The 25,455-nt window shown below is 36.6% G+C and carries 29 protein-coding genes; 20 read left to right on the top strand and 9 right to left on the bottom strand.

The features are described 5' to 3' along the window. Window positions 1–14: 14 nt before the first annotated feature. Window positions 15–674 (top strand): endonuclease III, encoded by a 660-nt coding sequence (nth, locus tag NST91_RS10400; protein WP_341331068.1) that lies wholly within the window; start codon window positions 15–17, stop codon window positions 672–674. Next, complete coding sequence (locus NST91_RS10405) at window positions 667–1,020, top strand: YpoC family protein (protein ID WP_341331069.1); 354 nt, start codon at window positions 667–669, stop codon at window positions 1,018–1,020. The genes nth and NST91_RS10405 overlap by 8 nt, the downstream gene beginning before the upstream one ends. Window positions 1,021–1,049: 29 nt before the next feature. On the opposite strand, the gene NST91_RS10410 is transcribed toward NST91_RS10405, so the two are convergent. Together NST91_RS10410 and recU are read right to left on the bottom strand one after the other, a co-directional pair. Continuing rightward, complete coding sequence (locus tag NST91_RS10410) at window positions 1,050–3,581, bottom strand: PBP1A family penicillin-binding protein (protein ID WP_341331070.1); 2,532 nt, start codon at window positions 3,579–3,581, stop codon at window positions 1,050–1,052. Window positions 3,582–3,658: 77 nt separating this feature from the next. After that, the gene (gene recU / locus NST91_RS10415) at window positions 3,659–4,261 is read right to left on the bottom strand and encodes a Holliday junction resolvase RecU (protein WP_341331071.1); all 603 of its coding nucleotides are present in this window, start codon (window positions 4,259–4,261) and stop codon (window positions 3,659–3,661) included. A 189-nt stretch (window positions 4,262–4,450) separates the two neighbouring features. Between recU and NST91_RS10420 the strand changes: the two genes are divergently transcribed. Next, window positions 4,451–5,482: a DUF2515 domain-containing protein gene (locus tag NST91_RS10420; RefSeq protein ID WP_445724485.1), complete on the top strand. Its 1,032-nt coding sequence runs from the start codon at window positions 4,451–4,453 to the stop codon at window positions 5,480–5,482. A 21-nt stretch (window positions 5,483–5,503) separates the two neighbouring features. Here NST91_RS10420 and NST91_RS26340 read toward each other — a convergent pair whose 3' ends face one another. Then, on the bottom strand, window positions 5,504–5,608 hold the full coding sequence (locus NST91_RS26340) for a hypothetical protein (RefSeq protein WP_494776435.1): 105 nt from the start codon (window positions 5,606–5,608) through the stop codon (window positions 5,504–5,506). A gap of 203 nt (window positions 5,609–5,811) precedes the next feature. On the opposite strand from NST91_RS26340, the gene NST91_RS10425 reads away from it, so the two are divergent. The 3 genes from NST91_RS10425 (at window position 5,812) to NST91_RS10435 (ending at window position 6,976) form a co-directional block, all read left to right on the top strand. Beyond that, entirely contained in the window at window positions 5,812–6,072 is a 261-nt protein-coding gene (locus tag NST91_RS10425; RefSeq protein WP_341331072.1) for a hypothetical protein, read from the top strand. A gap of 29 nt (window positions 6,073–6,101) precedes the next feature. Then, window positions 6,102–6,470, top strand: a complete 369-nt coding sequence (locus NST91_RS10430) for a YppE family protein (protein WP_341331073.1) — start codon at window positions 6,102–6,104, stop codon at window positions 6,468–6,470. A 104-nt stretch (window positions 6,471–6,574) separates the two neighbouring features. Next, the gene (locus NST91_RS10435; RefSeq protein WP_121448944.1) at window positions 6,575–6,976 is read left to right on the top strand and encodes a YppG family protein; all 402 of its coding nucleotides are present in this window, start codon (window positions 6,575–6,577) and stop codon (window positions 6,974–6,976) included. 53 nt (window positions 6,977–7,029) lie between these two features. Here the strand turns inward: NST91_RS10435 and NST91_RS10440 are convergent, their stop codons facing one another. The 5 genes from NST91_RS10440 to NST91_RS10460 form a co-directional block, all read right to left on the bottom strand. Then, window positions 7,030–7,173: a hypothetical protein gene (locus tag NST91_RS10440; RefSeq protein ID WP_341331074.1), complete on the bottom strand. Its 144-nt coding sequence runs from the start codon at window positions 7,171–7,173 to the stop codon at window positions 7,030–7,032. Window positions 7,174–7,187: 14 nt separating this feature from the next. Beyond that, window positions 7,188–7,436: a sigma-G-dependent sporulation-specific acid-soluble spore protein CsgA gene (locus NST91_RS10445; protein WP_121449657.1), complete on the bottom strand. Its 249-nt coding sequence runs from the start codon at window positions 7,434–7,436 to the stop codon at window positions 7,188–7,190. A 38-nt stretch (window positions 7,437–7,474) separates the two neighbouring features. After that, window positions 7,475–7,675, bottom strand: a complete 201-nt coding sequence (locus NST91_RS10450) for a hypothetical protein (RefSeq protein ID WP_341331075.1) — start codon at window positions 7,673–7,675, stop codon at window positions 7,475–7,477. A gap of 66 nt (window positions 7,676–7,741) precedes the next feature. Then, a complete protein-coding gene (locus NST91_RS10455) occupies window positions 7,742–8,221 on the bottom strand; it encodes an Hsp20/alpha crystallin family protein (protein WP_341331076.1) in 480 nt (159 codons plus the stop codon). Window positions 8,222–8,339: 118 nt separating this feature from the next. Then, on the bottom strand, window positions 8,340–9,035 hold the full coding sequence (locus NST91_RS10460) for a Crp/Fnr family transcriptional regulator (protein ID WP_341331077.1): 696 nt from the start codon (window positions 9,033–9,035) through the stop codon (window positions 8,340–8,342). Window positions 9,036–9,277: 242 nt separating this feature from the next. Here NST91_RS10460 and NST91_RS10465 point away from each other — a divergent pair, with 242 nt between their 5' ends. From NST91_RS10465 to NST91_RS10495, 7 genes are all read left to right on the top strand, one after another. Beyond that, window positions 9,278–10,963 carry a peptide ABC transporter substrate-binding protein gene (locus tag NST91_RS10465; protein WP_341331078.1) on the top strand — a complete coding sequence of 562 codons (1,686 nt, stop codon included), beginning with the start codon at window positions 9,278–9,280 and terminating at the stop codon, window positions 10,961–10,963. 96 nt (window positions 10,964–11,059) lie between these two features. Beyond that, window positions 11,060–11,989: an ABC transporter permease gene (locus NST91_RS10470; protein WP_341331079.1), complete on the top strand. Its 930-nt coding sequence runs from the start codon at window positions 11,060–11,062 to the stop codon at window positions 11,987–11,989. Beyond that, window positions 11,986–12,915: an ABC transporter permease gene (locus NST91_RS10475; protein ID WP_341331080.1), complete on the top strand. Its 930-nt coding sequence runs from the start codon at window positions 11,986–11,988 to the stop codon at window positions 12,913–12,915. The genes NST91_RS10470 and NST91_RS10475 overlap by 4 nt, the downstream gene beginning before the upstream one ends. Window positions 12,916–12,949: 34 nt before the next feature. Beyond that, the gene (locus tag NST91_RS10480; RefSeq protein ID WP_341331081.1) at window positions 12,950–13,948 is read left to right on the top strand and encodes an ABC transporter ATP-binding protein; all 999 of its coding nucleotides are present in this window, start codon (window positions 12,950–12,952) and stop codon (window positions 13,946–13,948) included. 14 nt (window positions 13,949–13,962) lie between these two features. Continuing rightward, window positions 13,963–14,919: an oligopeptide/dipeptide ABC transporter ATP-binding protein gene (locus tag NST91_RS10485; RefSeq protein ID WP_121449665.1), complete on the top strand. Its 957-nt coding sequence runs from the start codon at window positions 13,963–13,965 to the stop codon at window positions 14,917–14,919. A 376-nt stretch (window positions 14,920–15,295) separates the two neighbouring features. Then, complete coding sequence (locus NST91_RS10490) at window positions 15,296–15,502, top strand: cold-inducible protein YdjO-related protein (RefSeq protein WP_121449666.1); 207 nt, start codon at window positions 15,296–15,298, stop codon at window positions 15,500–15,502. 130 nt (window positions 15,503–15,632) lie between these two features. Next, a complete protein-coding gene (locus tag NST91_RS10495) occupies window positions 15,633–15,833 on the top strand; it encodes a cold-shock protein (protein WP_099351638.1) in 201 nt (66 codons plus the stop codon). Between the two features lie 106 nt (window positions 15,834–15,939). Here NST91_RS10495 and NST91_RS10500 read toward each other — a convergent pair whose 3' ends face one another. Then, on the bottom strand, window positions 15,940–17,445 hold the full coding sequence (locus tag NST91_RS10500) for a DHA2 family efflux MFS transporter permease subunit (RefSeq protein WP_121449667.1): 1,506 nt from the start codon (window positions 17,443–17,445) through the stop codon (window positions 15,940–15,942). A 154-nt stretch (window positions 17,446–17,599) separates the two neighbouring features. Between NST91_RS10500 and NST91_RS10505 the strand changes: the two genes are divergently transcribed. The 7 genes from NST91_RS10505 to gpsB all read left to right on the top strand — a co-directional run bounded on the left by NST91_RS10505 (window position 17,600) and on the right by gpsB (window position 25,455). Beyond that, window positions 17,600–18,472 (top strand): TetR family transcriptional regulator, encoded by an 873-nt coding sequence (locus tag NST91_RS10505; protein WP_121449668.1) that lies wholly within the window; start codon window positions 17,600–17,602, stop codon window positions 18,470–18,472. Between the two features lie 41 nt (window positions 18,473–18,513). Next, window positions 18,514–19,956 carry a protein adenylyltransferase SelO family protein gene (locus tag NST91_RS10510; RefSeq protein WP_121449669.1) on the top strand — a complete coding sequence of 481 codons (1,443 nt, stop codon included), beginning with the start codon at window positions 18,514–18,516 and terminating at the stop codon, window positions 19,954–19,956. A gap of 121 nt (window positions 19,957–20,077) precedes the next feature. After that, the gene (locus NST91_RS10515) at window positions 20,078–22,360 is read left to right on the top strand and encodes a DEAD/DEAH box helicase (RefSeq protein WP_121449670.1); all 2,283 of its coding nucleotides are present in this window, start codon (window positions 20,078–20,080) and stop codon (window positions 22,358–22,360) included. Between the two features lie 13 nt (window positions 22,361–22,373). Further along, complete coding sequence (locus NST91_RS10520) at window positions 22,374–23,636, top strand: ribonuclease H-like domain-containing protein (RefSeq protein ID WP_121449671.1); 1,263 nt, start codon at window positions 22,374–22,376, stop codon at window positions 23,634–23,636. A 518-nt stretch (window positions 23,637–24,154) separates the two neighbouring features. After that, entirely contained in the window at window positions 24,155–24,391 is a 237-nt protein-coding gene (locus tag NST91_RS10525; protein WP_121449672.1) for a CotD family spore coat protein, read from the top strand. Between the two features lie 116 nt (window positions 24,392–24,507). After that, the gene (locus NST91_RS10530; RefSeq protein WP_121449673.1) at window positions 24,508–25,068 is read left to right on the top strand and encodes an SLOG family protein; all 561 of its coding nucleotides are present in this window, start codon (window positions 24,508–24,510) and stop codon (window positions 25,066–25,068) included. An 87-nt stretch (window positions 25,069–25,155) separates the two neighbouring features. After that, complete coding sequence (gene gpsB, locus NST91_RS10535; protein ID WP_121449674.1) at window positions 25,156–25,455, top strand: cell division regulator GpsB; 300 nt, start codon at window positions 25,156–25,158, stop codon at window positions 25,453–25,455.

Below are 25,455 nucleotides of genomic sequence, written 5' to 3' on the forward strand. Positions count from 1 at the left end.
ATAGGTGATAAAAAATGCTAAACAAACAACAAATTCAATTTTGTCTAGACACAATGGGGGAGATGTTCCCGGAGGCTCATTGTGAGCTGAATCATAGGAATCCATTTGAACTGGTAATTGCTGTTTCATTATCTGCTCAATGTACAGATGCATTAGTTAATAAAGTAACAGCTTCTCTTTTTGAAAAATACAAAACACCAGAGGATTACTTAGCTGTTTCTCTTGAGGAGCTTCAAAATGATATTCGTTCCATTGGTCTTTTTCGAAACAAGGCAAAAAACATTCGTAAATTATGCCAGATGCTAATTGAAGAATATGGAGGCATACTTCCACAAGACCGTGATGAATTAACAAAATTACCTGGGGTCGGTAGAAAAACGGCTAATGTTGTTGTCTCAGTAGCCTTTGGTATTCCAGCAATTGCAGTCGATACTCATGTAGAAAGAGTAAGTAAGCGACTAGGATTTTGTAGATGGAAAGATTCTGTATTAGAAGTTGAAAAAACATTAATGAAAAAGGTTCCTAAAGAAGAATGGTCTGTGACCCATCACCGAATGATTTTTTTCGGAAGATACCATTGCAAAGCCCAAAATCCACAATGTGAAATATGTCCGCTATTAGAGGTTTGTAGGGAAGGGAAAAAGCGCATGAAGGGGAAAGAAAAAGTTGGATAATGAAAAGGGTATTTCTGATATTATTGAAAAATGGGATACAAGAAAAGAACATCTAACTTACTGCTATCGAAATCGAGATAATGCTACGGTTATTGAGCCGATGAAAGAAGCAGTAGATGATTTTTTAACCTTTTTATGTTTAATAAATGAAAAGCAATTTTCGAGTGCAGAAAACATACTTGATTACTCCAAGGAATTTGATTATAAGCCGATTAATTTTGAGGAGCGGATTTCATTTATTTTAAAAAAGCCTCATCAATACCATTCATTTGTACAATTAAACGAACTTTACCATGAACTTCTAAAGCTTCATGCAATCATGAAAATTAAAACGCAAAAAAAATAACGCACATTTAGTGCGTTATTTTTTTATACTTATTCTCGGTCTTCGTTACCAGGTGGGAGAGGTGGGAAGATCGCTCCTTCACCAATACCTTCGCCTTCACCGTTGCCATGACCTTCACCATCGCCACCATTATCACCTTCGTTTCCACCATTTTCATGACCTGGTGGAGTTACAGGAGGGAGTGGAATTTCAATTTCTTCTTCCTCTGGTTCCGGAACATTAATGGTGTTTGATGCAGGATCACTGCGTTTTTTAGGATTATCATCATTTACAGCTGTAACTGTAAATTTGTAGATCGCTCCTGGAATAGCATCAGGAATTGTATAGCTTAATTCCTTAGTCGTTGTAAGAACCTTAGCAGGTCCTTCGTCAATTGAAACACCAATCTCAAAGCTATTACCATCAAGTTCACCTTCAGTATATGCCCAAGATAGATTGATTTGATTTGTTACTTGGTCATACTGCACATCAAGGTTAGAAGGTGGGTTAAGTTTGTCATATTTCTCAGACACTTGCGTTGGTTCAGTTCCTTTTATGAAATATTCATAAACAATTTGGTCTTTTGGCGTAAAATCACTTGGAAGTTTTGCAGGATTTGATCCTTTTTCAACTCCGACTTTAACGACTGATTTTGGCATTACAAAATCCTCTGCTTCTTTTCCTTCAGAAAGATTAGTAATGATGTTTCTAAATAATTTTAATGCTAGGTTCTGTTCAGCCGGTTTAATAGGTTCACGATTATTTTTATATCCCGTCCAAATGGCTACCGTATGGCTAGGTGTGTAGCCGCTGAACCATACATCTGGGACACCCGATGAAATATTATATTTTTTCATATCATCTGCGGAATAGTTGGTTGTTCCTGTTTTACCAGCAATTTGTAATCCAGAAACATCATATCTACTTCCGGAACCAAAATCCATTACAGATTTTAGCATGTCCGTAATCATAAACGCTGTTGCTTCCGACATTGCTTCTTCAGGCTCTGGAGCAAGAGTTACTTCTCTTCCATCCGGAAAAACAATCTTGTCAACCGCATGTGGTTTGATAAAGTTTCCTTGATTTCCGAATGCAGCATAAGCACCTGCCATTTCAAGAGGAGAAATACCGCCTGACATCCCACCGATTGAATATGCCTCGTTAATTCTCTCATCAAATGTAATTCCAAGACGTTCTGCAAATTCGGTAACTTTGGTTACGCCTACTTCCTGGAATGCCTTAAGTGCTGGGATATTCCTTGAGTGGGCTAAAGCAACTCTTGCAGATATTTGTCCCATATGCTTTCTGTCAAAGTTATTAATTGGCACACCATTTGAATAGGTGTACGGTTCATCTTTAATTTGCTGATAGGTTGACCATTTTAAATATTCAATAGCAGGGCCATAGTCTAAAATAGGTTTAATTGTTGAACCCGGTTGGTTTTCGGATTCAAGTGCAAAGTTTCTGCGGTTATTTTCGGCCTGGTTTCTTCCGCCGCCTAATGCTCTAATTTCACCTGTTTTTGTATCCACTATCGCGATTCCAGCTTGGAACTCTTCATTTGGAAATTGAACATCAGGATCTTCATTTGCTAATAATGAATCGACATGTTCTTGTGCTTTAGGGTCAAAGGTTGTATAGATTTTTACACCTGCATTATAAACATCGATATCATCATATTCTTTAAGCTCGATTTTTACTTGGTCCATGAAAGAATCGATTGGAGATGATTGTTCGTTTGATTCTACTATAGATGATTCAATCGGAACCTTTTTAGCAGCTTCTGCTTCATCTTTCGAAATAAATTCATGCCTAACCATTAGGTTTAATACAATATTACGGCGCTTTTCTGCTGCTTCTGGATGAACAAAAGGGTTATAGATCCCTGGGTTTTGCCCTAATCCAGCAATAAAGGCTGATTCATGCAGCTCAAGTTCATCTAGTGACTTATTAAAATATTTTTCAGCAGCCTTGGATACACCATATGTGTTACCGACCCCGTAGTAGATTTTGTTAAGGTACATTTCAAGTATTTCATCTTTTGAGTACTTTCGTTCTAATTGAAATGCAAGCCATAGCTCCTGTGCTTTTCTCGTAAGCTTTTTTTGCCCTTCTTCGAAGAAGGAGTTCTTTATTACCTGTTGTGAAATGGTACTCGCTCCTTCAGAGCCAAAACCATCAGTAATATTTGCGACAACGGCGCCACCAAGACGAATCACATCCAAGCCGTGGTGCTCATAGAAACGTGCATCCTCGACTGCTATTACCGCATTCTTTAGATCCTCTGGTATTTGATTAAGAGGGACGTAGGTCCGTTTTTCTGCGCCAAATTCATAAATTTTGTTGCCATCCTTATCATAAACTTTTGATGAAAGTGGATCCTTTAATAAGGATTCATCTAATGGTGGAGCTCCACTTGCCATTACGAAGAATGTCGTAGCCCCGGCTACCATTCCTATTATTCCTATTAATAGGACAATAAGTATAATTCGCTTAAATAACGAACCCTTTGCTTTTTTTGGTGTCTTCTTTTTTTGATTCGCATGTCGACGTTCTTCACGTGTTTTATATTTTTCAGACATACTATTTCCTGCCTTTCAAATGCATTCATACATATTGACGTTTTTGAATTGCAAAATGTTTCATTTCTAGCTTTTTACTATTCAAAATAGAGTTGATTAATAATTTTAATATAATCAATTCTTGGCCTAAATCCAATAGATAATGGATGGCCATAGGTTTCTACTTCTTTTTTTGTTATTGATTTTCTTCCATCAGCCATTTTTCGATTCCAGAAGGTTAGTAAGTGCTTTGCCTCAAGTAAATACATTTCATCTATTGTTGTAAATCGAAGAATTACAAAGCAAATCCCATTTTGTTTTAAACAATCAGACATATGCTTTATTTGGTGCTCGTGAAAGTTTTGAAGCGGAAAAGAGGTTTTATTTTTCGTTTCCTTCGCTTCAAAATCAATATATCGGCCTTTGTATATACCATTATAGTCCGTGGTTGATGCTTGTTTAAAATAGGCTTCTTTTATGACTGCTGCACTTCTTTTCGGATAATCGACATTTACGATTTGTACAGGTGTTGGTTTTTTATGAATAACTGCAATTTCCTGCTCCAAATAAAATTGATTTGTTTCGTTGAGATCTTCTTCAAGTGTCATTCCACGATTCCCGTATATTTTTTGCTTGAGATGTGGTTTGTTTTTTACTTGTTGGGGCTTATATACTTTCCCATTTGGATAACGAAACTCCATACTCCCATCCCCCTTAAGACACCTATTATACCAAAAACTTCTCAGAAATAGTTTAAAGAAATTGTTAACAATTAGGGTGAGGCCAAGAAGGATTACATATCACTATACCATACTATTCGCCTGAAAATATACTTTTGGGGGCGTGTTGTACGCTAGGATGGACACACTATGGTAAGAGGTGTGCAAAGAATGAGTAAAAAACAAACCGATATACTAGAAATAGAAACGATGGTAGATATTCGAAGAAACCAGGAACATAATTTAACGATAGAAGAAAGAGAAATACTTCTGGATATTCAATCAAAAACAGCAAAAGGGAATATTGATAATATTTCACGGACGAAAAGTTATGCAACTTACTATAAAAAAAATACAGAGATACAATGGTCATTTTTAGCAAGTCAAGTATCACGGAATGCTGGTTGGAATATGACCGATTTAGAAGGGGAATGGATCCCGAGAATTCTAACTGAAAAAGAGAGAAGAACTTTATTTAATACATATGAACGCGCAAACTGGCTCATTTTTTCAGATGCATTTCCACAACTCTTGATTTACGAGTATTCGAAAAAAATAGGGAAGCCTTTGTTTCACATGCTAAAAATGTTTTCGGTATCCAAATTTGTCGAGGCAGAATGGGAGTTTTTTTGGCGATTTGGTAATCGTGGTCGTTTGGTAACAGCCCAAATCATTAATGAACAGAATATCATTCAAAAGCCTGTAATAGAACATCCATTACTAAAAAGGAAGGTTTTTCAAAGTTTCTTTTATAATCTTCAGGACTTTCTGCACTTTAGTTCAGTCATTTATCCAACATTGGATGGAAGATTATTTGGATTTTCCGTTCATAAATTTACAAAACTAGATAATAGAATTGAACTTGGTAAAAAGCTTGCATCCCTTTTATTTCATAAGGACTATTATAGATATTTTATACAGTTTTCTAACGTTGTAGAGCATACAGGCTCTAGATATGATTATGAAAGGTATATAGATGAGCGAAGATTTCGTAATACACCATTTTTACGAACTACCTATCCGATTATCCAACACCACAAAGGCAAGACATTAGATTGGTATAAAGGGGAGAGAAAAGCTAAATGGTTTGCGGAAGTTGAGTTAGGAGACCAATTTGACCTTACAAAATGGTTCTTAAAGAAACAGAAGCAAGTACAAGCAGGAATCATACTAGAAGAACTGTTATTAAAAAACAAAGGCTGACAGTCAGCCTTTGTATGTATATTATGTTGATGGTCTATCTGGTCCTTCTAGTTTTTTGTCTCCATAACCAGGTGCTTTCTCTTCATTACGTTCTTGATTATTTTTCTTCTTATTTTGCTTTGCCATAGGATTTTCACCTCCTACTCGTAGTGTGAGCATCTTTCAAAGATAACATTCTTAAAAATGTTAGGAAACCATTGTCGAAAATAGAGAAAGTTGTTGGAGTAATACCACTTTCTTTGACGAATAAAAACTAGTTTTGTCAAGCGTGCAGGAGGAACAATTTCGGCATCGAATTAACTAAAAAAAGACCGAATAGGAGGATGGATATGTTGAAGGGTGAACTTACGACGAAAGCGCATGTTCTTGGGGATATTGATCAATTGCTTAATTCATTAAACACGATTGATAAGCAAATTCAGGCAGAAGTAGATTTGTGTATTGATGAAGGGAAAGATCTGAAATTGATTCAAATTAAAGGGCTTGAAAATGATCTCATTTCCTTACAAAAGACATTTCTTAATCAAAAATCAGAACAATCACCGCAAACCGGAAAGGAACATTCTTATCACTTAACATTAAGCTATTAAAACGGTAAGATAGATGTTGAGGTGAGAGAATGTACACGGAACTATTGGCGAAGACGAATATTTTAAAGGATCTCTGTGACCAATCCATTAAACGATTAGAGGATGTTAAAACAAGTGAATCCTATGAAGTGGATTTTTATAAAGAAGTAAAACCTTTTGTAGATTCTACAATGGAAATAGCAGATAGTTGGAGAGAATTGGCGACTGCATGGATTAATAAAGAGTTTCCGAAAAACCTTCATCCTAATCAGATTGATGCTACACATGAAAATATCCAACATATCTCCATCCAAAGTTTTTATCAAGATACAAAAGTTAAACGTTTTAAAAATATGTATGAATCGGTTCAATTTGTACTAGATAACATCCTTGTAAGGGCTATAAAACCAAAACAATAAACCCTCCTTTAAAGATACCTTGATATCATGGTATCTTTTTTTGAACATCTAACCCAACTTTTACATAATCTATAGTAAAAGAACATCACAGGAGGTTTGTCCACATGTATCAAAATTTTCGCAGGAACAAATATGCTGCTAGACCTTATGGTAATTCGTGGCCTTATTTGGGGCAACCTACTTATCAGCAATTTTACGGAGGAGGGTACCAATCGAATTGGAATCAATACAATCCTCCAACCTATATGCACTATAATATGAACAATTATCCTGGTTATTCTCCATACGGATATCAGACACCTTATTTAAATCCTTATCCTACCCCTAACTTAACTGGTTCAGATCAAATAAAGGCGAAAGGGGCTGGGGGCATCCTAAATCAATTTAAGAAAAAGGATGGGACCTATGATATCAATAAAATGATGGATACAGCTGGGCAAATGGTAGGGGCAGTGAACCAAGTTAATTCAATTGTGAAAGGCTTAACGAAAACATTTAAAGTGTAGATTTGAACAAATAAAAGAAAGCTGTCACTATCCAGCTTTCTTTTTATATTGGTTTATTTAGGTTTCTTTTGTTCATTGTACTGCTTTGCCAAAAGCTGTAATGCTTCATTATAGGATAATCCAGAATTTGCATTCAATCGTTTTACTTCTTCGACATTTGTATTCGAATACTGTTTCGTAGTAAATCCGTTTCCCATTTTATCCACCTTTTCTAAAGCAATTCATATACTTCATTAAGTTGATGAACACGTGTAAAATCTTTTTCGTCCATCGCGTAATTGATTTCTTCAGGTAAAACTTTGTTCAAAAATTCGATTTCTTCCTCATCTAAATCTCTTACAAATGCTTCTTCAGATGCGTATTGGTTGTTTATCATTTTTGTAAGAATAGCACGGCTTGTCTTATTCTCATCACCATAATTTGAAATTGATTCTATTAGATAGCCTAGCGTTTTATCCACGATTAATCACCATTTCATAATTATTTGAACATCCTCTATTAGGATTCTTCGAAAAATGAGGTAAATTCCTCTCTATTATCTGATTGAGATTCTTTAAAATACGGGTTTTCCTCAGTTGCATTCTTAGGGTCAAGATTCGTCTTAATCACAAGCATTGGTTCATCACTGGCATCTGCAATGATTCGATCATTTAATTCCTTAAAATCAGGTAACTTTTGGTTGCCTGCCTTTTTGTCCATAATTACACCTCCTAGCCATATCATGCTAATCTTCGATAGAAAGTATGTAAAAAAGAGCATGTATTTTCACATGCTCTCATCAATTGTGATTTTTCGTTTTCTTGGCTTTGGGATCCGAATTTTTAAGACACCATTTACATAAGATGCTTTAATTTGGTTTGTGTTTATGGGGTAAGGTAACGAAATTGTCCGACTTGCTTTGTTGAAAGAATTCTTTTTTACATAATAATGTTTTTTTTCATTGGTTTCTTCCATTTCTTCAACATGGTTAACAGTAATCGTAATATACCTTTCCGAGTACTCGATATCAATTTGTTCTTTATTGACTCCTGGTAGGTCTGCTGAAACAATTAGCTCAGTGTCTGTTTCATACATATCAATGGGAATTGTTGAGAACGGGAATGGTTTTTCGAAAAATTCGTCTATCGTATCTAATAGTCGTTTGACAGGTTGCTGGGTAAAGAACTCATTCATTGATTTCATAAGTGGACCGAATGCTTCATTTTCATCTTTTGGGTTTGGTTTATTTGACCTTTCGTCTTTCATTCTTTTTTCTCCTCCCTAGACGTATTATCTATTGTCACTATATTCATTACATATCAAAATGTTTTTATTTTGGGCATGAAAAAAGAACTGAGTTAAATTTGGCTCAGTTCTTTAATACTTAAATAAATAGTTCTTCCTCTAAGCTTTCTAAATCGACCATGATGTTACCTTTTTCATCAACTTCCACTATTTCTTTTTTCTTTAATTTTGTTAACGTTCTGCTCACTGTTTCACGGGTAGTACCAATCATGTTGGCTAAATCCTTATTTGTAAATTGAGTGGTAATCATGATTTTACCATTGGATATCTCCTCGCCATCTGACTTACAAAGGCGCATGATTAATTTAATAATTTGTTCATATGTATTATTTAATATTTGAGCTTCGAGACGATTTTGAAGGTCTACTATTTTCTCACCCAATACCCTGAAGAGCTTGATGCTAACTTGTGGCTGCTGTAGCAATACGTTTTCAAAATGAGAAATTGAAATAACCACAGCCTTTGTATTCTCTAGCACCAAAGCATAAGCAGGATAGTTACCCTTTCTGAAAAAACCAACATGTGGGAACATATCTCCGTCCTTTTGGACAGTCACAATTTGTTCTTTTCCATTTACATCATTTTTATATATTTTTACTTTTCCTTGGTAGATAAAATAAACATTCTCTAAAGGGTCGTCTTGCATAAAAACATGGGACCCCTTTTTATACTGCCGGTATTGGGCAATGTTCACGATTTCATTAAGTTCATTACTTGTTAGTTCTTTAAAAAGTGGTACCGTTTGTAACACCTCAGTTATCTCAATCCGATTCATTTGTATCACTCCAAGTCTCTACTGTTACTTTAAGTGTACCAAACTACTAGATTACAGGTAAAGCATCTCCAAGCTTTTTATCGGCTTAAAAGGTCGTTGTATTAAAGTATGAAAGGAAAACTAGTACTTATCACTTAAAATAAAAAGAAATTTATCGCTAGTGTCATATTTTGATGATTTTTTTTATAGATTTAATGTAGAAATCATATGATTTCAAAAAAATAGTATAGGGGGTCAATTTTTTGAAAAGAAAGCTTTCAGTTGGATTGGTATTATTGCTTTCTATCTTTTTAGCTTTATCTGGTTGTTTTAGTGGTGAATCGACGTCAAATGAACCAGAAAAGCCATCAACTCCTAGTGAGGAAGGTAAAGAAAACGAACAGGAATCATCTGGACCAAAGATTCTGCGCCTTAATAATAATGAGGAGCCTGGTTCATTGCACCCAGGTACTGCACAAGGAACTCATGATTCATGGATTCTTGAACATGCATTTGAAGGATTGACAAAGAAAACACCAGAAGGTGAAATCGTAGCCGGTATGGCAGAATCATGGGAGCCGAGCGAGGATGGGTTAACTTGGACATTCAAGCTTCGAAGTGATGCAAAATGGTCAAATGGTGACCCTGTTACCGCTCATGATTTTGAATATGCGTGGAAATACGCTTTGAATCCAGAGACCGCGTCTACATATGCTTATCAACTCTATTATTTAGAGGGTGGAGAAGCATATAATTCGGCAGAAGAAGGTGCTGATCTAGCAGCACTTGAAGCTGCTGTAGGTGTAAAAGCAGTTGACGATACGACGTTAGAAGTCAAGCTTGCACAGCCTACACCATATTTCTTAGACTTAACATCTTTCTATACGTACTATCCGATTAATAAAGCTGTTCAGGAAGCAAATCCAAATTGGTACCAGGAAGCAGAATCCTACGTTTCAAACGGTGCCTTTAAATTAACAGAGTGGAAGCATAAAGAAAGCATGAAGCTTGCAAAAAATGAAAATTATTACGAGAAAGATAAAATCAATCTAGATGAGGTTCAATTTGTCATTATTGATGATGAAAACACGTCTTGGCAAATGTATCAATCAGGTGAATTGGATTTAGTCTACCCACTTCCACAGGATGTAATTGGTCAGCTAAAAGCTGAAAATAATCCTGAGTTTGAAATTGGTTCTGACCTTTCTGTTTATTATTACAATTTAAACACGGAGAAGGCGCCATTTAATAATGCAAAGATTAGAAAAGCATTATCAATGGCAATTGACCGTGAAACAATTGTGGAACACGTTGCACAAGGTGGACAATCACCAGCATATTCAGTCGTACCACCTGGAATTCCTGATGTTGCAGGGGACTTCCAAGAAAATACAGGTAAGCTATTTGAAGCAAATATTGATGAGGCGAAAAAGTTAATGGAAGAAGGATTGGCTGAAGAGGGCCTCGATAAGTTCCCAGCGGTAACATTAACTTATAACACGTCAGAAGGGCATAAGATGATAGCTGAAGCTGTTCAAGAAATGTGGCGCAAAAACCTTGGTGTTGAGATTACTTTAGAGAATGTTGAATTCCAGGTTAAACTTGACCGTGAAAAAGCGGGAGACTATCAAATCTCTAGAGCGGGTTGGGTTGGTGACTATGTAGACCCAATGACATTTATGGACCTTTGGGTAACGGATGGACCATATAATGACGCAAACTGGAGTAATGCTGAGTACGACAAGTTAGTTAATCTTGCGAAAACGACAATGAATCAAGAAGAACGTATGAAGGCAATGCATGATGCTGAAAAGATCTTAATGGAGGAAATGCCGATTGTCCCAATCTATTTCTATACAAAACCGTTTACTGTGAAGCCACATGTAACTGGTATCTTTACACCAATTAATAGTTATCCTCAGTTCATCTATGCGGATATAACAAACTAAGTATCAGGCTAATCGAGGTATGCTAGCAATTAGCATACCCCGATTTTTATAAAATAGAAACTAAGGCTAGCACTTTAGATTTAAGAGGGGGATAACATGCTTAAGTATATTGGAAAACGGATTGTCCTAGCAGTTGTAACCCTTTGGGTGATCGTCACACTAACTTTTATTCTTATGCATAGTATTCCAGGAAATCCATTTGCCCAAGAGGGAACGATGCCAGAGGCAGTCTACAATAATCTACAAAGCTACTATAATTTGGACAAACCTTTACATGTACAATATGGTCTTTATCTACTTTCTATTTTGCAGTTTGATTTTGGGCCTTCTTATAAATCTTCAACCCTAACAGTGAATGATCTAATCGTGAACGGTTTCCCAGTTTCCTTACATTTAGGAACACAGGCCTTGCTGATTGCGATTCCACTTGGCTTGCTTTTCGGAATTATTGCTGCCCTTTATCGAAATAGGTGGCCTGATTACTCCTCTATGATTCTCGCAATCATTGGAATTTCTGTACCGAACTTTATTCTTGCAACTTTTCTTATCAATTATCTGGCAGTTGAATTAAGATGGTTCCCTGTTGCAACATGGAAATCATGGTCACATACCGTATTGCCGTCCCTATCACTTGCGATGATGCCCATGGCCTTTATCGCGAGATTAATGAGATCCAGCATGCTTGAAGTTATGAGTCAGGACTATATTTTAACAGCAAAAGCAAAGGGACTTAAAAAAGGGTCGATTATTTTAAAGCATGCCATTCGAAATGCGATTTTACCTGTCGTTACAATTGTAGGAATCTTGATAGCCAATATTGTAACTGGAAGTTTTATTATTGAAAAAATCTTTGGTATCCCTGGTATGGGAGAAATGTTTGTAACAAGTATTTTTAATCGGGATTACCCTGTTATTCTTGGCTCGACTATTTTTTATTCTGCCATCCTGATTCTTTTTATTCTGATTGTTGATATCGCCTACACGTGGATAGATCCAAGAATTAAGGTAACGGGGGAGAGCAAATGAAAAATCAACCAAATCTAACGGAAGATATGTTTACACCAGTTGAACAGAAATATGCTGAAGCAGAGAGAATTGCGAGACCAAGTATTTCCTATTGGGGAGACGTTTGGAATCGCCTAAAGGAAAATAAATTAGCAATGTTAGGGCTTATAATCATTATTATTATAGGGGCCATGGCCATCATTGGTCCCCATATAAACGGATATACGTATTATGAGCAGGATTTTACAAAAAAGAACTTACGTCCGAATGCTGAGCATTGGTTCGGAACAGATGCTTCTGGACGAGATTTGTTTACACGAGCATGGTATGGTGCGCGAATTTCTTTATTTATTGGACTAATGGCTGCTCTGATTGATTTTGTAGCAGGGATTATTTACGGAGGTATTTCGGGTATTCGCGGTGGCAGAGTCGATAATATTATGATGAGAATCGCGGAAGTGCTTTATGCCATTCCTTATCTCCTTATGGTCATTTTAGTCATGATCGTCCTTGAAAGAGGATTATGGGCAATTATTATTGCAATGTCCATAACAGGTTGGATACCAATGGCAAGGCTGGTCCGTGGGCAGGTGCTTCAACTCAAGGAGTATGAGTACGTCCAAGCAGCAAATGCGATGGGAGCAAAAACCTCCTGGATTTTAAGAAGACATATGATTCCTAATACAATGGGGCCAATCTTAGTAAATGTCACATTGACTGTTCCAACTGCAATATTTGCTGAAGCAACACTTAGCTTTTTAGGACTTGGGATTCCTGCTCCGAAGGCAAGTTGGGGTACGATGGCGAATGATGCATTAGGCAGTATTTTGATCGGGAATTTCTATCAATTATTTTTCCCAGCTTTTCTCATCTCACTTACAATGTTCGCGTTTAATGTGTTCGGAGATGGTTTAAGAGATGCACTTGATCCAAAATTGCGGAAATAGAATATCTGCATTGATTAGAAGAGGGGGAAAGTAGATGGAAAATATACTAGTAATCAATGATTTGCATGTTTCGTTTGATACAAGTGCAGGAAAGGTAAAGGCAGTTAGAGGAGTTTCCTTTTCAGTAGAAACAGGGGAAGCAATAGCTATTGTTGGTGAATCGGGCTGTGGTAAAAGTGTGACGGCTAAATCGATTATGAAACTTCTTCCAAGCCCACAAGCAAAAATCGAAAATGGTTCTATTCTTTTAAATGGAGATAATTTAGTTCAAAAATCAGAAAAAGCGATGGAGAAAATTAGAGGAAATGAAGTAGGGATGATTTTTCAAGATCCTATGACATCGTTAAACCCTACAACTAGGATCGGGCTGCAAATTGCAGAGGGAATTATTCGTCATAGAAAAGTTTCAAAAAAAGAAGCACTTGAGTATGCCGTAAACATGCTTGAAATGGTGGGTATTCCTCAACCGGAGAAGCGCATTCATCAATATCCACATGAATTTTCAGGTGGGATGAGACAGCGGGTTATGATTGCTATTGCCCTTGCCTGTCAGCCGAAACTTTTAATTGCTGATGAACCTACAACTGCACTAGATGTGACCATACAAGCACAAATTTTAAGACTGATGAAGAAGTTGCAAGAGCAAACCAACACTTCGATTATTTTAATAACCCATGACCTTGGTGTTGTAGCGGAAATGTGCAGTAAGGTTGTTGTGATGTATGCAGGTGAAATTGTTGAAACTGGTAGTGTCGAGGAGATCTTTTCAAATCCGACTCATCCGTATACGAAAGGATTGTTAAAATCCGTACCTCGTCTAGATATGGATAAGCATGAAAAACTATCCACCATAACTGGAACTCCTCCAGATTTACTGTACCCACCTAAGGGCTGCTCATTCTATCCAAGGTGTGAAATGGCAATGAAAGTTTGTGCTGAACATAAACCAGTTTTTGAAGGCGTTAGCCCAACACAGCACAGTTCATGCTGGTTAAATCATCCGATGGCTAAAAATCGTTTAAATCATGTATAGGGGGGGGTAAGAAAGTGGTAGAGAAATCAAACGCATTACTTGAAATAAAAAATGTTAAGAAATACTTTTCTATCCAAAAGAAACCGTTAAAGGCGGTTAATGATTTGAATTTAATCATAAATAAAGGAGAAACAGTTGGACTAGTTGGAGAAAGTGGCTGCGGAAAATCAACAGCAGGAAAAACGATTATTCGCTTAATTGAACCAACAGCAGGTGAAGTCTTGTTTGAAGGAAAAAACATTTATCAGTTTAATCCAAGACAAATGAAGGAGCTTCGCAAAGATGTTCAAATTATTTTTCAGGATCCCTATGCATCCTTGAATCCAAGAATGAAAATTGAGGATATTATTGCAGAACCACTTGATATCCACGGTCTTGCTAAAGGTAAAAAGAGAAAGGAAAGGGTGAAGGAACTTTTAGAATTGGTAGGTCTTCGTCCAGAGCATGCGAATCGATTCCCCCATGAGTTTAGCGGTGGACAAAGACAACGAATTGGAATTGCCAGGGCACTGGCTCTAAATCCAAAGTTTATTGTTTGTGATGAACCAATTTCAGCATTAGATGTATCAATTCAGGCGCAAATAGTTAATCTGTTAAAGAGTTTGCAGGAAAAAATGGATTTAACATATTTATTTATTGCCCATGATTTATCAATGGTCAAATATATTTCAGATCGAATTCTTGTGATGTACTTAGGAAATATGGTTGAGTTTACGAATAGTGAGTCCCTTTATGATGAACCACTACATCCATACACAAAAGCATTATTATCCGCTGTGCCAATTCCGGATCCGGTAGTGAATCGTGAACGAATTGTACTCGAAGGAGAAGTACCCAGCCCGTTATCTCCACCATCTGGTTGTGTGTTTCGAACAAGATGCCAATATGCAATGGAAAGATGTTCAACTGAAGTTCCACAGTGGAAGGAAGTAAAGCCATCTCATTTCACAGCTTGTCATCTTTATGATTAATACCTACGTTTTACAAATATAGGTAGAAAGTGGTATAATATTTACTAACTAAGATAAATTAATAGTAATGCTTATTATAAGGAGTTTCTCAAGGAAGCTTCGCGTTAACAAAAAGCTCTAAAGCCAAAGTTAGCCGTAGTGGCGCTGATCAAGTTTAAAAGCGCACAAAGAACACTTTTTATAATAAGTTTTTTTATTGTCTAGCTCCAGGCGCTATCGGATCTTTGGTCTAAGCGAATCGCTTCGGAAGGCAAAAAAACCTTCTGTCAGTGCTTATCTTATGCTTGTAACCGATAGACGAACGCCTTGCGCTTATCTTTTTAAACAATAATTTACTATAAGTTTCGTGCCAACCAAAACAAAGGAGATGATTTGAATGGCTTTTGGAAGAAGACCAGTCGAAGAAATTGTTACTGAGGAAACGAAGGTGTGGGAATGCACATCTGAGGAATGTAATGGATGGGTACGAGATAATTTTAAGAGCACACAAGAGCCAACCTGTCCATTATGTGGAGCAGAGATGGAGACCAATACAAGATTATTACAGGTTGTCAACAACCATAATAAAAGCTTTTTAGCATAAAAACGTTATTTGTTTCCTCCACCAAAAAATAGAAAAAAATTTTTTAGTTATAAAATGTTTTTTCTATGGACATAATAATTCATGCATTACCTTGCAACAACTTTTGTTGCATTACATAGGAGGAAACAATATGGCACAAGGAAAAGTAAAATGGTTTAACAGTGAAAAAGGCTTTGGATTTATCGAAGTTGAAGGTGGAGACGATGTATTCGTTCACTTTTCAGCTATCCAAGGTGATGGGTTCAAAACGTTAGAAGAAGGTCAAGATGTTACGTTCGATATCGAAGAAGGTAGCCGTGGACCACAAGCTGCTAATGTTCAAAAGGCATAATGAACCAAAAATAAACCGTTCAAAACAGATTCTATTATAGAGTCTGTTTTTTTATTGTTAAAAACCGAACTAAAAAACTCCCCTAACTAATGTTAGGGGAGAAAAATTAATTTGTAGCGGCTTTAACTGGTTTAACAGTTTCAGCCCCATGAACAGCCTTGTTGCTAACATCTACTCGTTTAATAAAGAATGCTAATATTAAAGCAACTATATTAATACCTAATGCTACTAGGAAGGAATAATTAATTCCTGCAAGTAATGCTTGTTGGCCAAGTAAAGCTTGAGTGCTTTCTGTTAATGTCGTTGGATCAACATTTGCCATGAGACTTTCGCCTTCTGACTTGGTCACGCTATTCATGATCGTTACCAATACAGCTGTTCCAATAGAACCAGATACTTGTTGAGCTGTATTGTTGATAGCTGTTCCGTGTGGATAAAAACGTGCAGGCAATTGATTTAATCCGTTTGTCATAATCGGCATCATGACCATTGACATTCCAAACATACGAAGAGTGTATGTTGTTATGATATAGGTGTACGAAGAATCAATTTGCAGTTGTGATAATAAATAGGTTGAAACTGCTGTTACGATTAACCCACAAATTGAAAGAAGACGTGGGCCGAACTTGTCAAATAATTTTCCTGTAATCGGGGACATAATTCCCATAACGATTGCTCCAGGTAACATCATTAAACCAGATTCAAATGGTGAAATTCCACGAACACTTTGAACATATGCTGGTGTTAAAATCATTCCTGAGAACATCGCTACCGCGTTTACGATGGAGATGATTGAAGCTAGTGCGAACATTGGATATTTATAAGCTCGTAAATCTAGAACAGGTTCATCTATTTTTAGTTGACGTAAAATAAAGACAATGAGTGATATGCCACCAATAATTAATGATGCCAGAACTAGGGTATCGCTCCATCCGTCGTTGCTTGCGGAGCTGAATCCATATAATAAGCCTCCAAATCCGATTGTTGATAGAATAATGGATAAATGATCAATCGTCGCGTTTTTGTTTACTTCCATCACATTCTTTGATTTCCATACAGCAAGGACTAAGCTGATTACTGCAAGAGGTAAAATCATTTCGAACAATACTCGCCAATCGTAATGCTCTACAATATAACCTGATAAAGTAGGTCCAATTGCAGGTGCTGTTATCATAACCAAGCCAAAAACACCCATTGCCGCACCGCGTTTTTCAACTGGGAAACTAACAAGCATGATGTTCATTAGTAATGGTCCCATGACTGAAGATCCTGCAGCTTGAACCATACGGCCAGCAAGTAATACTCCAAAATTAGGTGCAAATGCTGCCATTGCAGTACCCAGTGCGAAAATGACCATAGATGTAATAAACAAGCTACGATTTGAAAAACGTGTAATTAAATATGCTGAAGCAGGAATTAATACACCGCTAACCAGCATATATCCAGTTGCAAGCCATTGTACAGTAGAATAATTTTCGATTTTTAAATCAATCATAATGGATGGTAATGCAACATTTAATAATGAATTATTTAAAAAAGAAACAAAAGCACCAATAAATAATACAGCTAACATTAAATATGGTGGTTTTTTTTGTTGTAAAGTAGATTCCATTCATCTTCCCCTCGATTCGTTCAATAAAATATTTACTTGATGATTTTATACCATCAGTTCAATTTGTGCAATATATTTATACTTAAGGTATAATGTTCTAGTAGTAGTAAATAAAATGTTTACTTGGAATATAAAGGAAACGGTTGGAGGATGTATGAATAAACGTAGGAGAAAAGTGGCTGACGTTGCTTTGAAGTTATTTGTAGAGAAAGGATTTCAACAAACCTCGATACAAGATATCATTGAACAAGCCAATATTTCAAAAGGTACATTTTATAATTATTTCTCGAATAAAAATGACTGTATTGCAGAATTATTAGAAGGATTGCGTTATGATGCTAGCCAAATTCGTATGGAATTACAGGTTGGAAAAGATGAAACGGACCGAGTTGTTTTAGTTGAACAAATTTCGATACTAACCAAATTAAATAGAGAGCGTAACCTCAATACCATTTTTGAGGCGATTTTAAATTCAAATGAAGTAGAACTGAAAAAACTGGTGATGCATCACCGGATTCATGAATTGGAATGGTTAGCGGGACGATTTGTAGATGTTTATGGGGATCATATAAGGCCATATGGGTTTGAACTTTCGATTCTTTTTTATGGGATGATGCATTATATCTCATTTACAATGAAGATTACGAATAGTACACAACCAATGCACAAGACGGTAGAGGTGCTATTAACCTATTTGGAGGCAATAATACCAATTATGGTCAAAAATGGCAGTACTTTGCTTGACTCGTCATCTCTTCATTTTTTACAAGCGAGAATTGATCGAAAGGTACTAAACTTACAGGAACTTTTAGATTTAGCTAAGGAAATCGAGCAGGAAGCAATTTTTACAACAGACCAGCGAGATTTATATGATACGATTGTGTCAGAACTACAGCGGGAACGGATTCGGAAAAGTGTGCTTCAGCCTTTGATAAAACCATTTCAACTGTCATTCGTACAATCGGAAATTGAACATGAAGTAAATACTTTTACAAATTTTCTTTGGTATTACTTAAGGATGCATTAAGATAAAAATACAAAGGGGTGTTCGAGATTACAACTAATAAAATGGGTTGGAATTTTGACAATAGTTATGTTCGTTTACCAAAGGATTTGTATTCAAAAACAGATCCTACTCCTGTACGCGAACCAGAACTAGTGATCTTAAACAAGTATTTAGCCGACCTCCTTGGGTTAGATGTAAATGCTTTGCAGAAAGATGGGGTTGAGGTCTTTGCTGGGAATAAGATTCCTGAGGGGGCTGAGCCTATTGCGCAAAGCTATGCTGGTCATCAATTTGGTCATTTTACAAATCTAGGAGATGGCCGTGCGGTGTTGCTAGGTGAACAGATGACACCAGATGGAGAACGCTTTGATATTCAGTTAAAAGGTGCAGGTCGGACACCTTATTCACGCGGAGGGGATGGTCGTGCAGCAATTGGGCCAATGCTTCGCGAATATATTATTAGTGAAGCGATGCATGGCTTAGGTATTCCTACTACCCGAAGCTTGGCTGTAGTTACGACAGGAGAACCGGTTTATCGAGAGACAGTTCTACCAGGTGCGGTTCTTACACGCGTGGCATCAAGTCATATTCGTGTGGGTACATTTCAATTTATTGCTGGACTTGGGAAAATCGATGAACTAAGATTATTAGCCGATTATACGATTGAGCGACATTATCCCGAGATTAAAGAGGAGGAAAACCGGTACCTTGCTTTACTACGAGGGATGATTAATCGCCAAGCCGCTTTGATATCAAAATGGCAATTAGTCGGATTTATTCATGGGGTCATGAACACCGATAATATGACGATAAGTGGTGAAAGCATCGATTATGGCCCATGCGCCTTTATGGATACCTATGATCCAGCCACCGTTTTTAGTTCAATCGACACGGGAGGTCGTTATGCATTTGGTAAACAGCCATATATCGGTGGTTGGAATTTAGCCAGATTTGCAGAATGCTTATTGCCTTTAATAGATGAAAATGAAGAAAAGGCACTTCAATTAGCGCAGGATGAAATGTCAAAATACATCGGGATTTATGAAGAAAATTGGTTAAACGGGATGAGAGCAAAGCTTGGCTTGTTCGATGAAGAGGCAGAAGATAAGAGTCTTATTGAAAACCTATTGGAACTGATGAACTCAAACCAACTAGATTACACGAACACATTTGTAGCGTTAACCTTCAATAAGCTTGATAGCATTGAAATATGTAATTCGGAGAAATTTAAAAGCTGGCAGCAAAAATGGAAGGAAAGACAATCTAGGCAAGGGAAATCTGAGGTTGAGATAAATGAATTAATGAAAACATCAAATCCTGCTGTCATACCACGAAACCACCGTGTTGAAGAAGCATTGGAGGCTGCTGCAGATGGTGATTATAATGTCATGGGGAAACTGTTAAATGTATTAAAAGATCCATTTGCTCACTCCTCTGATCAAGCTGAATACGCAAAACCACCTGAGCCAACAAATAGGCCATATCAAACATTTTGTGGAACTTGATATAAAAAGCACACTTATTTAGGTGTGCTTTTTTGTATGCTTAAATATACCAGAAGGAATAACTTCAAAAACGAACGTTTATTCTGTACAATAGGAGATAGAAATCCTGAGGTGATTGATTATGAAGTTTCGAAAAAATATTCATGAAATAATAGATCTAATAAAAGAAAATCCGCAATACGCGAAAAATATTGTACACTGGCATACGATTGAGGCGACGTCTGCTAAAACAATGGACATGCCGAGAACCATAGATAATAGATTACGAGAAGCGTTGGACAAAAGAGGAATACATCAACTTTACACCCACCAACATTCTGCCTATGAAATTGCACGAAGTGGTGGAAACTTTGTCGCTGTAACTCCTACAGCATCAGGAAAGACACTTTGCTATAATCTTCCTGTATTACAGGCAATTGTTGAAAATGACCAGGCACGTGCACTTTATTTGTTTCCTACAAAAGCTTTAGCACAGGATCAAAAAAGCGAATTAAATGAAATCATTGAGGAAATGGGAGTTGCGATTAACAGTTATACATATGATGGTGATACACCGGCAAATATACGCCAAAAGGTAAGAAAAGCTGGACATATTGTTATCACAAATCCGGATATGCTGCATTCTGCGATTCTCCCACATCACACAAAATGGGTTTCCTTGTTTGAAAACCTGAAATATGTTGTTATCGATGAACTACATACATACCGTGGTGTTTTCGGAAGCCATGTTGCTAATGTAATTAGACGGTTAAAGCGGATCTGTGAGTTTTATGGCAGCAGTCCGGTTTTTATGTGTACATCAGCGACAATTGCCAATCCGAAAGAACTTGCAGAAGATTTGACTGGTACTAAAATGGAGTTAATAGAAAACAATGGTGCCCCAACTGGAAGAAAGCATTTTGTTTTTTACAACCCACCCATCGTCAATAAACCACTCAATATTCGGAGAAGTGCGACACTCGAGGTGCGAAAATTAGCCAGTGAATTTTTAAAAAATAAAATTCAAACCATCGTTTTTGCACGAAGTAGAGTGAGGGTGGAAATCATCCTAACGTATTTACAAGAACTTGTTAAACATAAGCTTGGACCGAAAGCGATCCGTGGTTATCGTGGTGGCTATTTACCGAAGCAACGTCGTGATATTGAACAAGGTCTTCGAAATGGAGACATTTACGGAGTAATCAGTACAAATGCACTCGAATTAGGTGTGGATATTGGACAGCTTCAAGTTTGTATTATGACAGGCTACCCTGGAACAATTGCTAGTGCGTGGCAACAAGCAGGTCGTGCTGGTCGTCGGCAAGGAGAAGCCGTAATTTTTATGGTGGCTAGTTCCAATCCATTGGACCAATATATGATTCAAAACCCAGAATACTTTTTTAGTAGAAATCCTGAGACAGCTCGAATTAATCCAAATAATCTTGTGATCTTAATTGATCATATTAAATGCGCTGCCTATGAATTACCATTTAAAACAGGTGATACATTCGGTGAACTTGATCTGGAAGATATTCTAGAGTTTTTAACCGAAGAAAGAATTCTTCATCAGAATGGTGACAAATGGTATTGGATGAACGATTCATTTCCAGCCCACAATATTAGCCTTCGTTCTGCATCGCAAGAAAATGTTGTCATTATTGATCAAACAGATATTGCTGCAGTCAAGGTCATTGGTGAAATGGACCGCTTTAGTGCAATGACTTTACTACATGATGAAGCTATTTATTTACATCAAGGTGTTCAATACCAAGTTGAAAAGCTCGATTGGGAAGAAAAGAAAGCATTTGTTAGGGAAGTAGATGTTGATTATTTTACAGATGCCAACTTAGCAGTAAGTCTTCGCGTTCTTGAGGTTGATAAAGAACGCTCAGAAGAATCTGTCGAAATTGGCTATGGGGATGTTTCCGTTCAAGCAATGGCAACAATCTTTAAGAAAATAAAATTTGAAACACATGAAAATATCGGTTCTGGGCCGATTCATTTACCCGAAGAGGAACTACATACTTCTTCAGCTTGGATTAGCTTGAAAAAATCAGAGCTTGAAGGCATAAGTGATCAAAGGATTGAAGAAGGATTAGTTGGTGTCGCTAATGTCTTAAGACATGTTGCACCATTGATGACCATGTGTGACCCTTCAGACTTACATGTAGTCCCCCAAGTGAAAGCTGTTCACAATGAGCAGCCGACAATCTTTCTTTATGACCGTTATCCAGGAGGAATTGGTTTGAGTGAAAAAGTCTATGAGGTTATGGAAAATCTCCTCAATGAATCTGAAGAATTAATTGGAAGATGTTCGTGTGAATCAGGTTGTCCCTCTTGTATTGGTACGGATGTGCTAAATGAACGAGCAAAATTTGATGCACTTACTTTAATTACAAAGCTAAAACAAGGTTCAAAACTTTAAAGGGGACATGGTAATGTCGATTAAAGGGAAATTAAATCGATTAAAAAATCATATTGTGAAAGAAGAAGTGGTAAAGCAAAAGCCGGAAGATCTGTCTTTACATTTGGAGGAAATTCCTTATTTAGATAAGTGGAAAGAGTTTGGAGCAGAGCCCTTTTATTTTGATGGTACCTATTGTATGGTTCGTAAAATAGAGTATCCACTGAATTTTCAGCATGGCTTGTATTCTTTTTCTAAATTATACGATGTAATTGAGCTCTGGAATAATTCTGAATTGAATCATCCATTGTCTGCAAAAGGACATCAAGTTTCTGATTTATTTTTCTTTGACACTGAAACAACTGGACTAGGTGGGGGGACGGGCAATACTATCTTTCTATTAGGACACGCTAGGGTTCAAGAAGATCGCGTTGTTCTCACGCAACATTTTTTACCTAACCCAGGTAGTGAGGTAGCTCTTTACCAAAGTTTTCTTTCAAGTGTTGACTACACAACCCTTGTGACTTATAACGGAAAATCATTCGATTGGCCACAGGTGAAAACTAGGCATACATTAATTCGTAATGCACTTCCGAAACTTCCAGAATTTGGGCATTTTGATTTATATCATGCAGCAAGAAGATTATGGAAGAACAAACTCGATTCTGTAAGACTTTCAAATGTTGAAAAAGAAATTCTTGAAATCCAGCGTGATGGGGACGTACCGGGTTATTTAGCACCGATTCTTTATTTTGATTTTGTCGAAAATCAGGTGCCTGATGGGATTTTTGGAGTGATGCGCCATAATGAAATCGATATTTTATCGCTCTTAACCCTTTATATTCACTTATCTGGTGCTGTTATTCTTGACGAAAAGAATAAATATACGACTGATAAATACGAAGTTGCGAGATGGTTAGAGGCACTTGGGGAGACCTCTAAGGCACAGGAACTATATAGACAGGTTGTTGACGTGGACTCAGAGAAAGAAATGAAGGCAAAGCTTGCATTAGCGTTAATATTTAAAAAGGAAAAAAAGCTTGAGGAAGCGATAGAGTTATTTGGTGAAGTATATGAAAATGGGGCAGACCATGATTCTGTTCTAGCAAGTATAGAGTTGGCGAAATATTATGAACATTATACAAAGGATTATAAATTCGCTTTGGATATTGCAAATAATGGCTATTTGAAATGGAAAGAAATCAGCGATCCACGCAATAAGACAAAAAATGAAAAGATTGAAAATGAGTTTCAAAAACGACTTTCAAGAATAACCAGGAAACTTCAAAAAAAATAGAAAATATTGCCCAGGTAAGCGCAAATTTAGTGCTTTTTCGCGCTTTATTTGTCGATTTTATGAAGATTTGTAAACTTCCTTCATTTGTCATTGTAGAACTTTGTAATACCATGTAAAATAGTGTTTTGTGTAAAGGAAATATTATTTTAGATGGAGAGAGAAATGTATGTATAAGAAAATTTTATTTCTGTACTTTTTTGTACTTGTAATAACTGTAATCGTATTAACTGGAATAAAAGAAGGCTCGTATGCCTTTTTCTAATAAGAAGAGAACGATTTAAACTTTTACAGAAAATTGGTAATTTAAATAAGAAAGAAGATGACCGAGATTATCAGGGCGGCGCAGCTTTGAGTTACGGATCGCGATTATGTTTTAAGTGGAACACTGAAAATTGATTCGTTAAATTCACAACAGTTTATAAACTTCTTCTAAAAATAGGTGTTTTGATTAGTACATGACTATCCATTCCTTCATAGGCTATTAATGTAAGACAGATGAAGGAAAGGAGATAAATAAAATGTATTGTCCAACAAACGTAATGCAACCTATTGTTCATCCAACTAAATGCTGTGTCCAACATCATTGCTGTAAAACAATTGTTCCACATATTCATCCTTCACATACGCAACATGTAAATCATCATATGTATCAACATATGCATTATTTCCCACACACAGAATCTGTTGCGAATGAGGTAACGAATCAACACTTTAATTGTGGACCAAGACCACCAGGACCATTTATGGGAAGATAATTCAAAAATAAAACGCAATATAAAAATGTCGTATAAGAAGTCAATCTAACAGGAACTTTCATGGTTCCTGTTTTACATACTTTAGAAAAATTCATTCGATGTAAAGGAGTGTTGACATGGTAAAGGTTGTTGCAATCACAGGCTATAAACCATTTGAACTTGGGATCTTTGGACAAGATCATCCGGGAATCAAATATATTAAACTAGCCCTTAAGAAGCAACTGATCCCCTTAATTGAAGACGGACTAGAATGGGTTATTATAAGCGGTCAACTTGGTGTTGAGCTTTGGGCTGCCGAAATTACATTCGAGCTTCAAGAGGAATATCCTGACCTGAGACTTGCTGTCATTACTCCATTTCTTGAACAAGAAGAAAAATGGAATGAAACAAACAAAGAATTTTATCAGCTTATTTTGTCGCAAGCCGACTATGTAAACAGCATCACAAATCGAAAATATGATAATCCATCACAATTTCGCTTAAAAAATGCTTTTTTTCTTGATAAGAGCGATGCATTATTAATTTTTTATGACGAGGAAAAGGATGGTAGTCCTCGTTATATCTATGCAGATGCAAAAAAGAAAGCTGAATATGAAGATTATCAACTTATTACAATAAACGCTTATGACCTTCAGGCAATCGTGGAAGAAGAACAATTCGCGAATAATGACTACTAATGGTTACACCATTTAAATTGACAATACACGAATTTTTTGAAAAAATAGGTTTAGGAATAATGGGGAAAGTGTATCGAGGTGATTGATATGATATCAGATAAAATTAAATTAAGTGCGACACAAATACTTGAAAAAGAATTTAAAACAGGCATGAAAGGCTATAAACAAGAAGAAGTTGATAAATTTTTAGATGTTATTATTAAGGACTATGAAGTGTTTTACCAAGAAATTGAAGAACTTCAACAAGAAAACCTCCGTTTGAAGCGTCAGCTAGAAGATTCTTATAAGAAACAGCCACAGGCACAAACGGGAACAACTAATTTTGATATTTTAAAACGGTTATCTAATCTTGAAAAACATGTTTTTGGTAGTAAATTATACGACTGA

It is taken from the genome of Ferdinandcohnia sp. FSL W7-1320, assembly GCF_038050315.1.
GTDB lineage: Bacteria > Bacillota > Bacilli > Bacillales > Bacillaceae_L > Ferdinandcohnia > Ferdinandcohnia aciditolerans.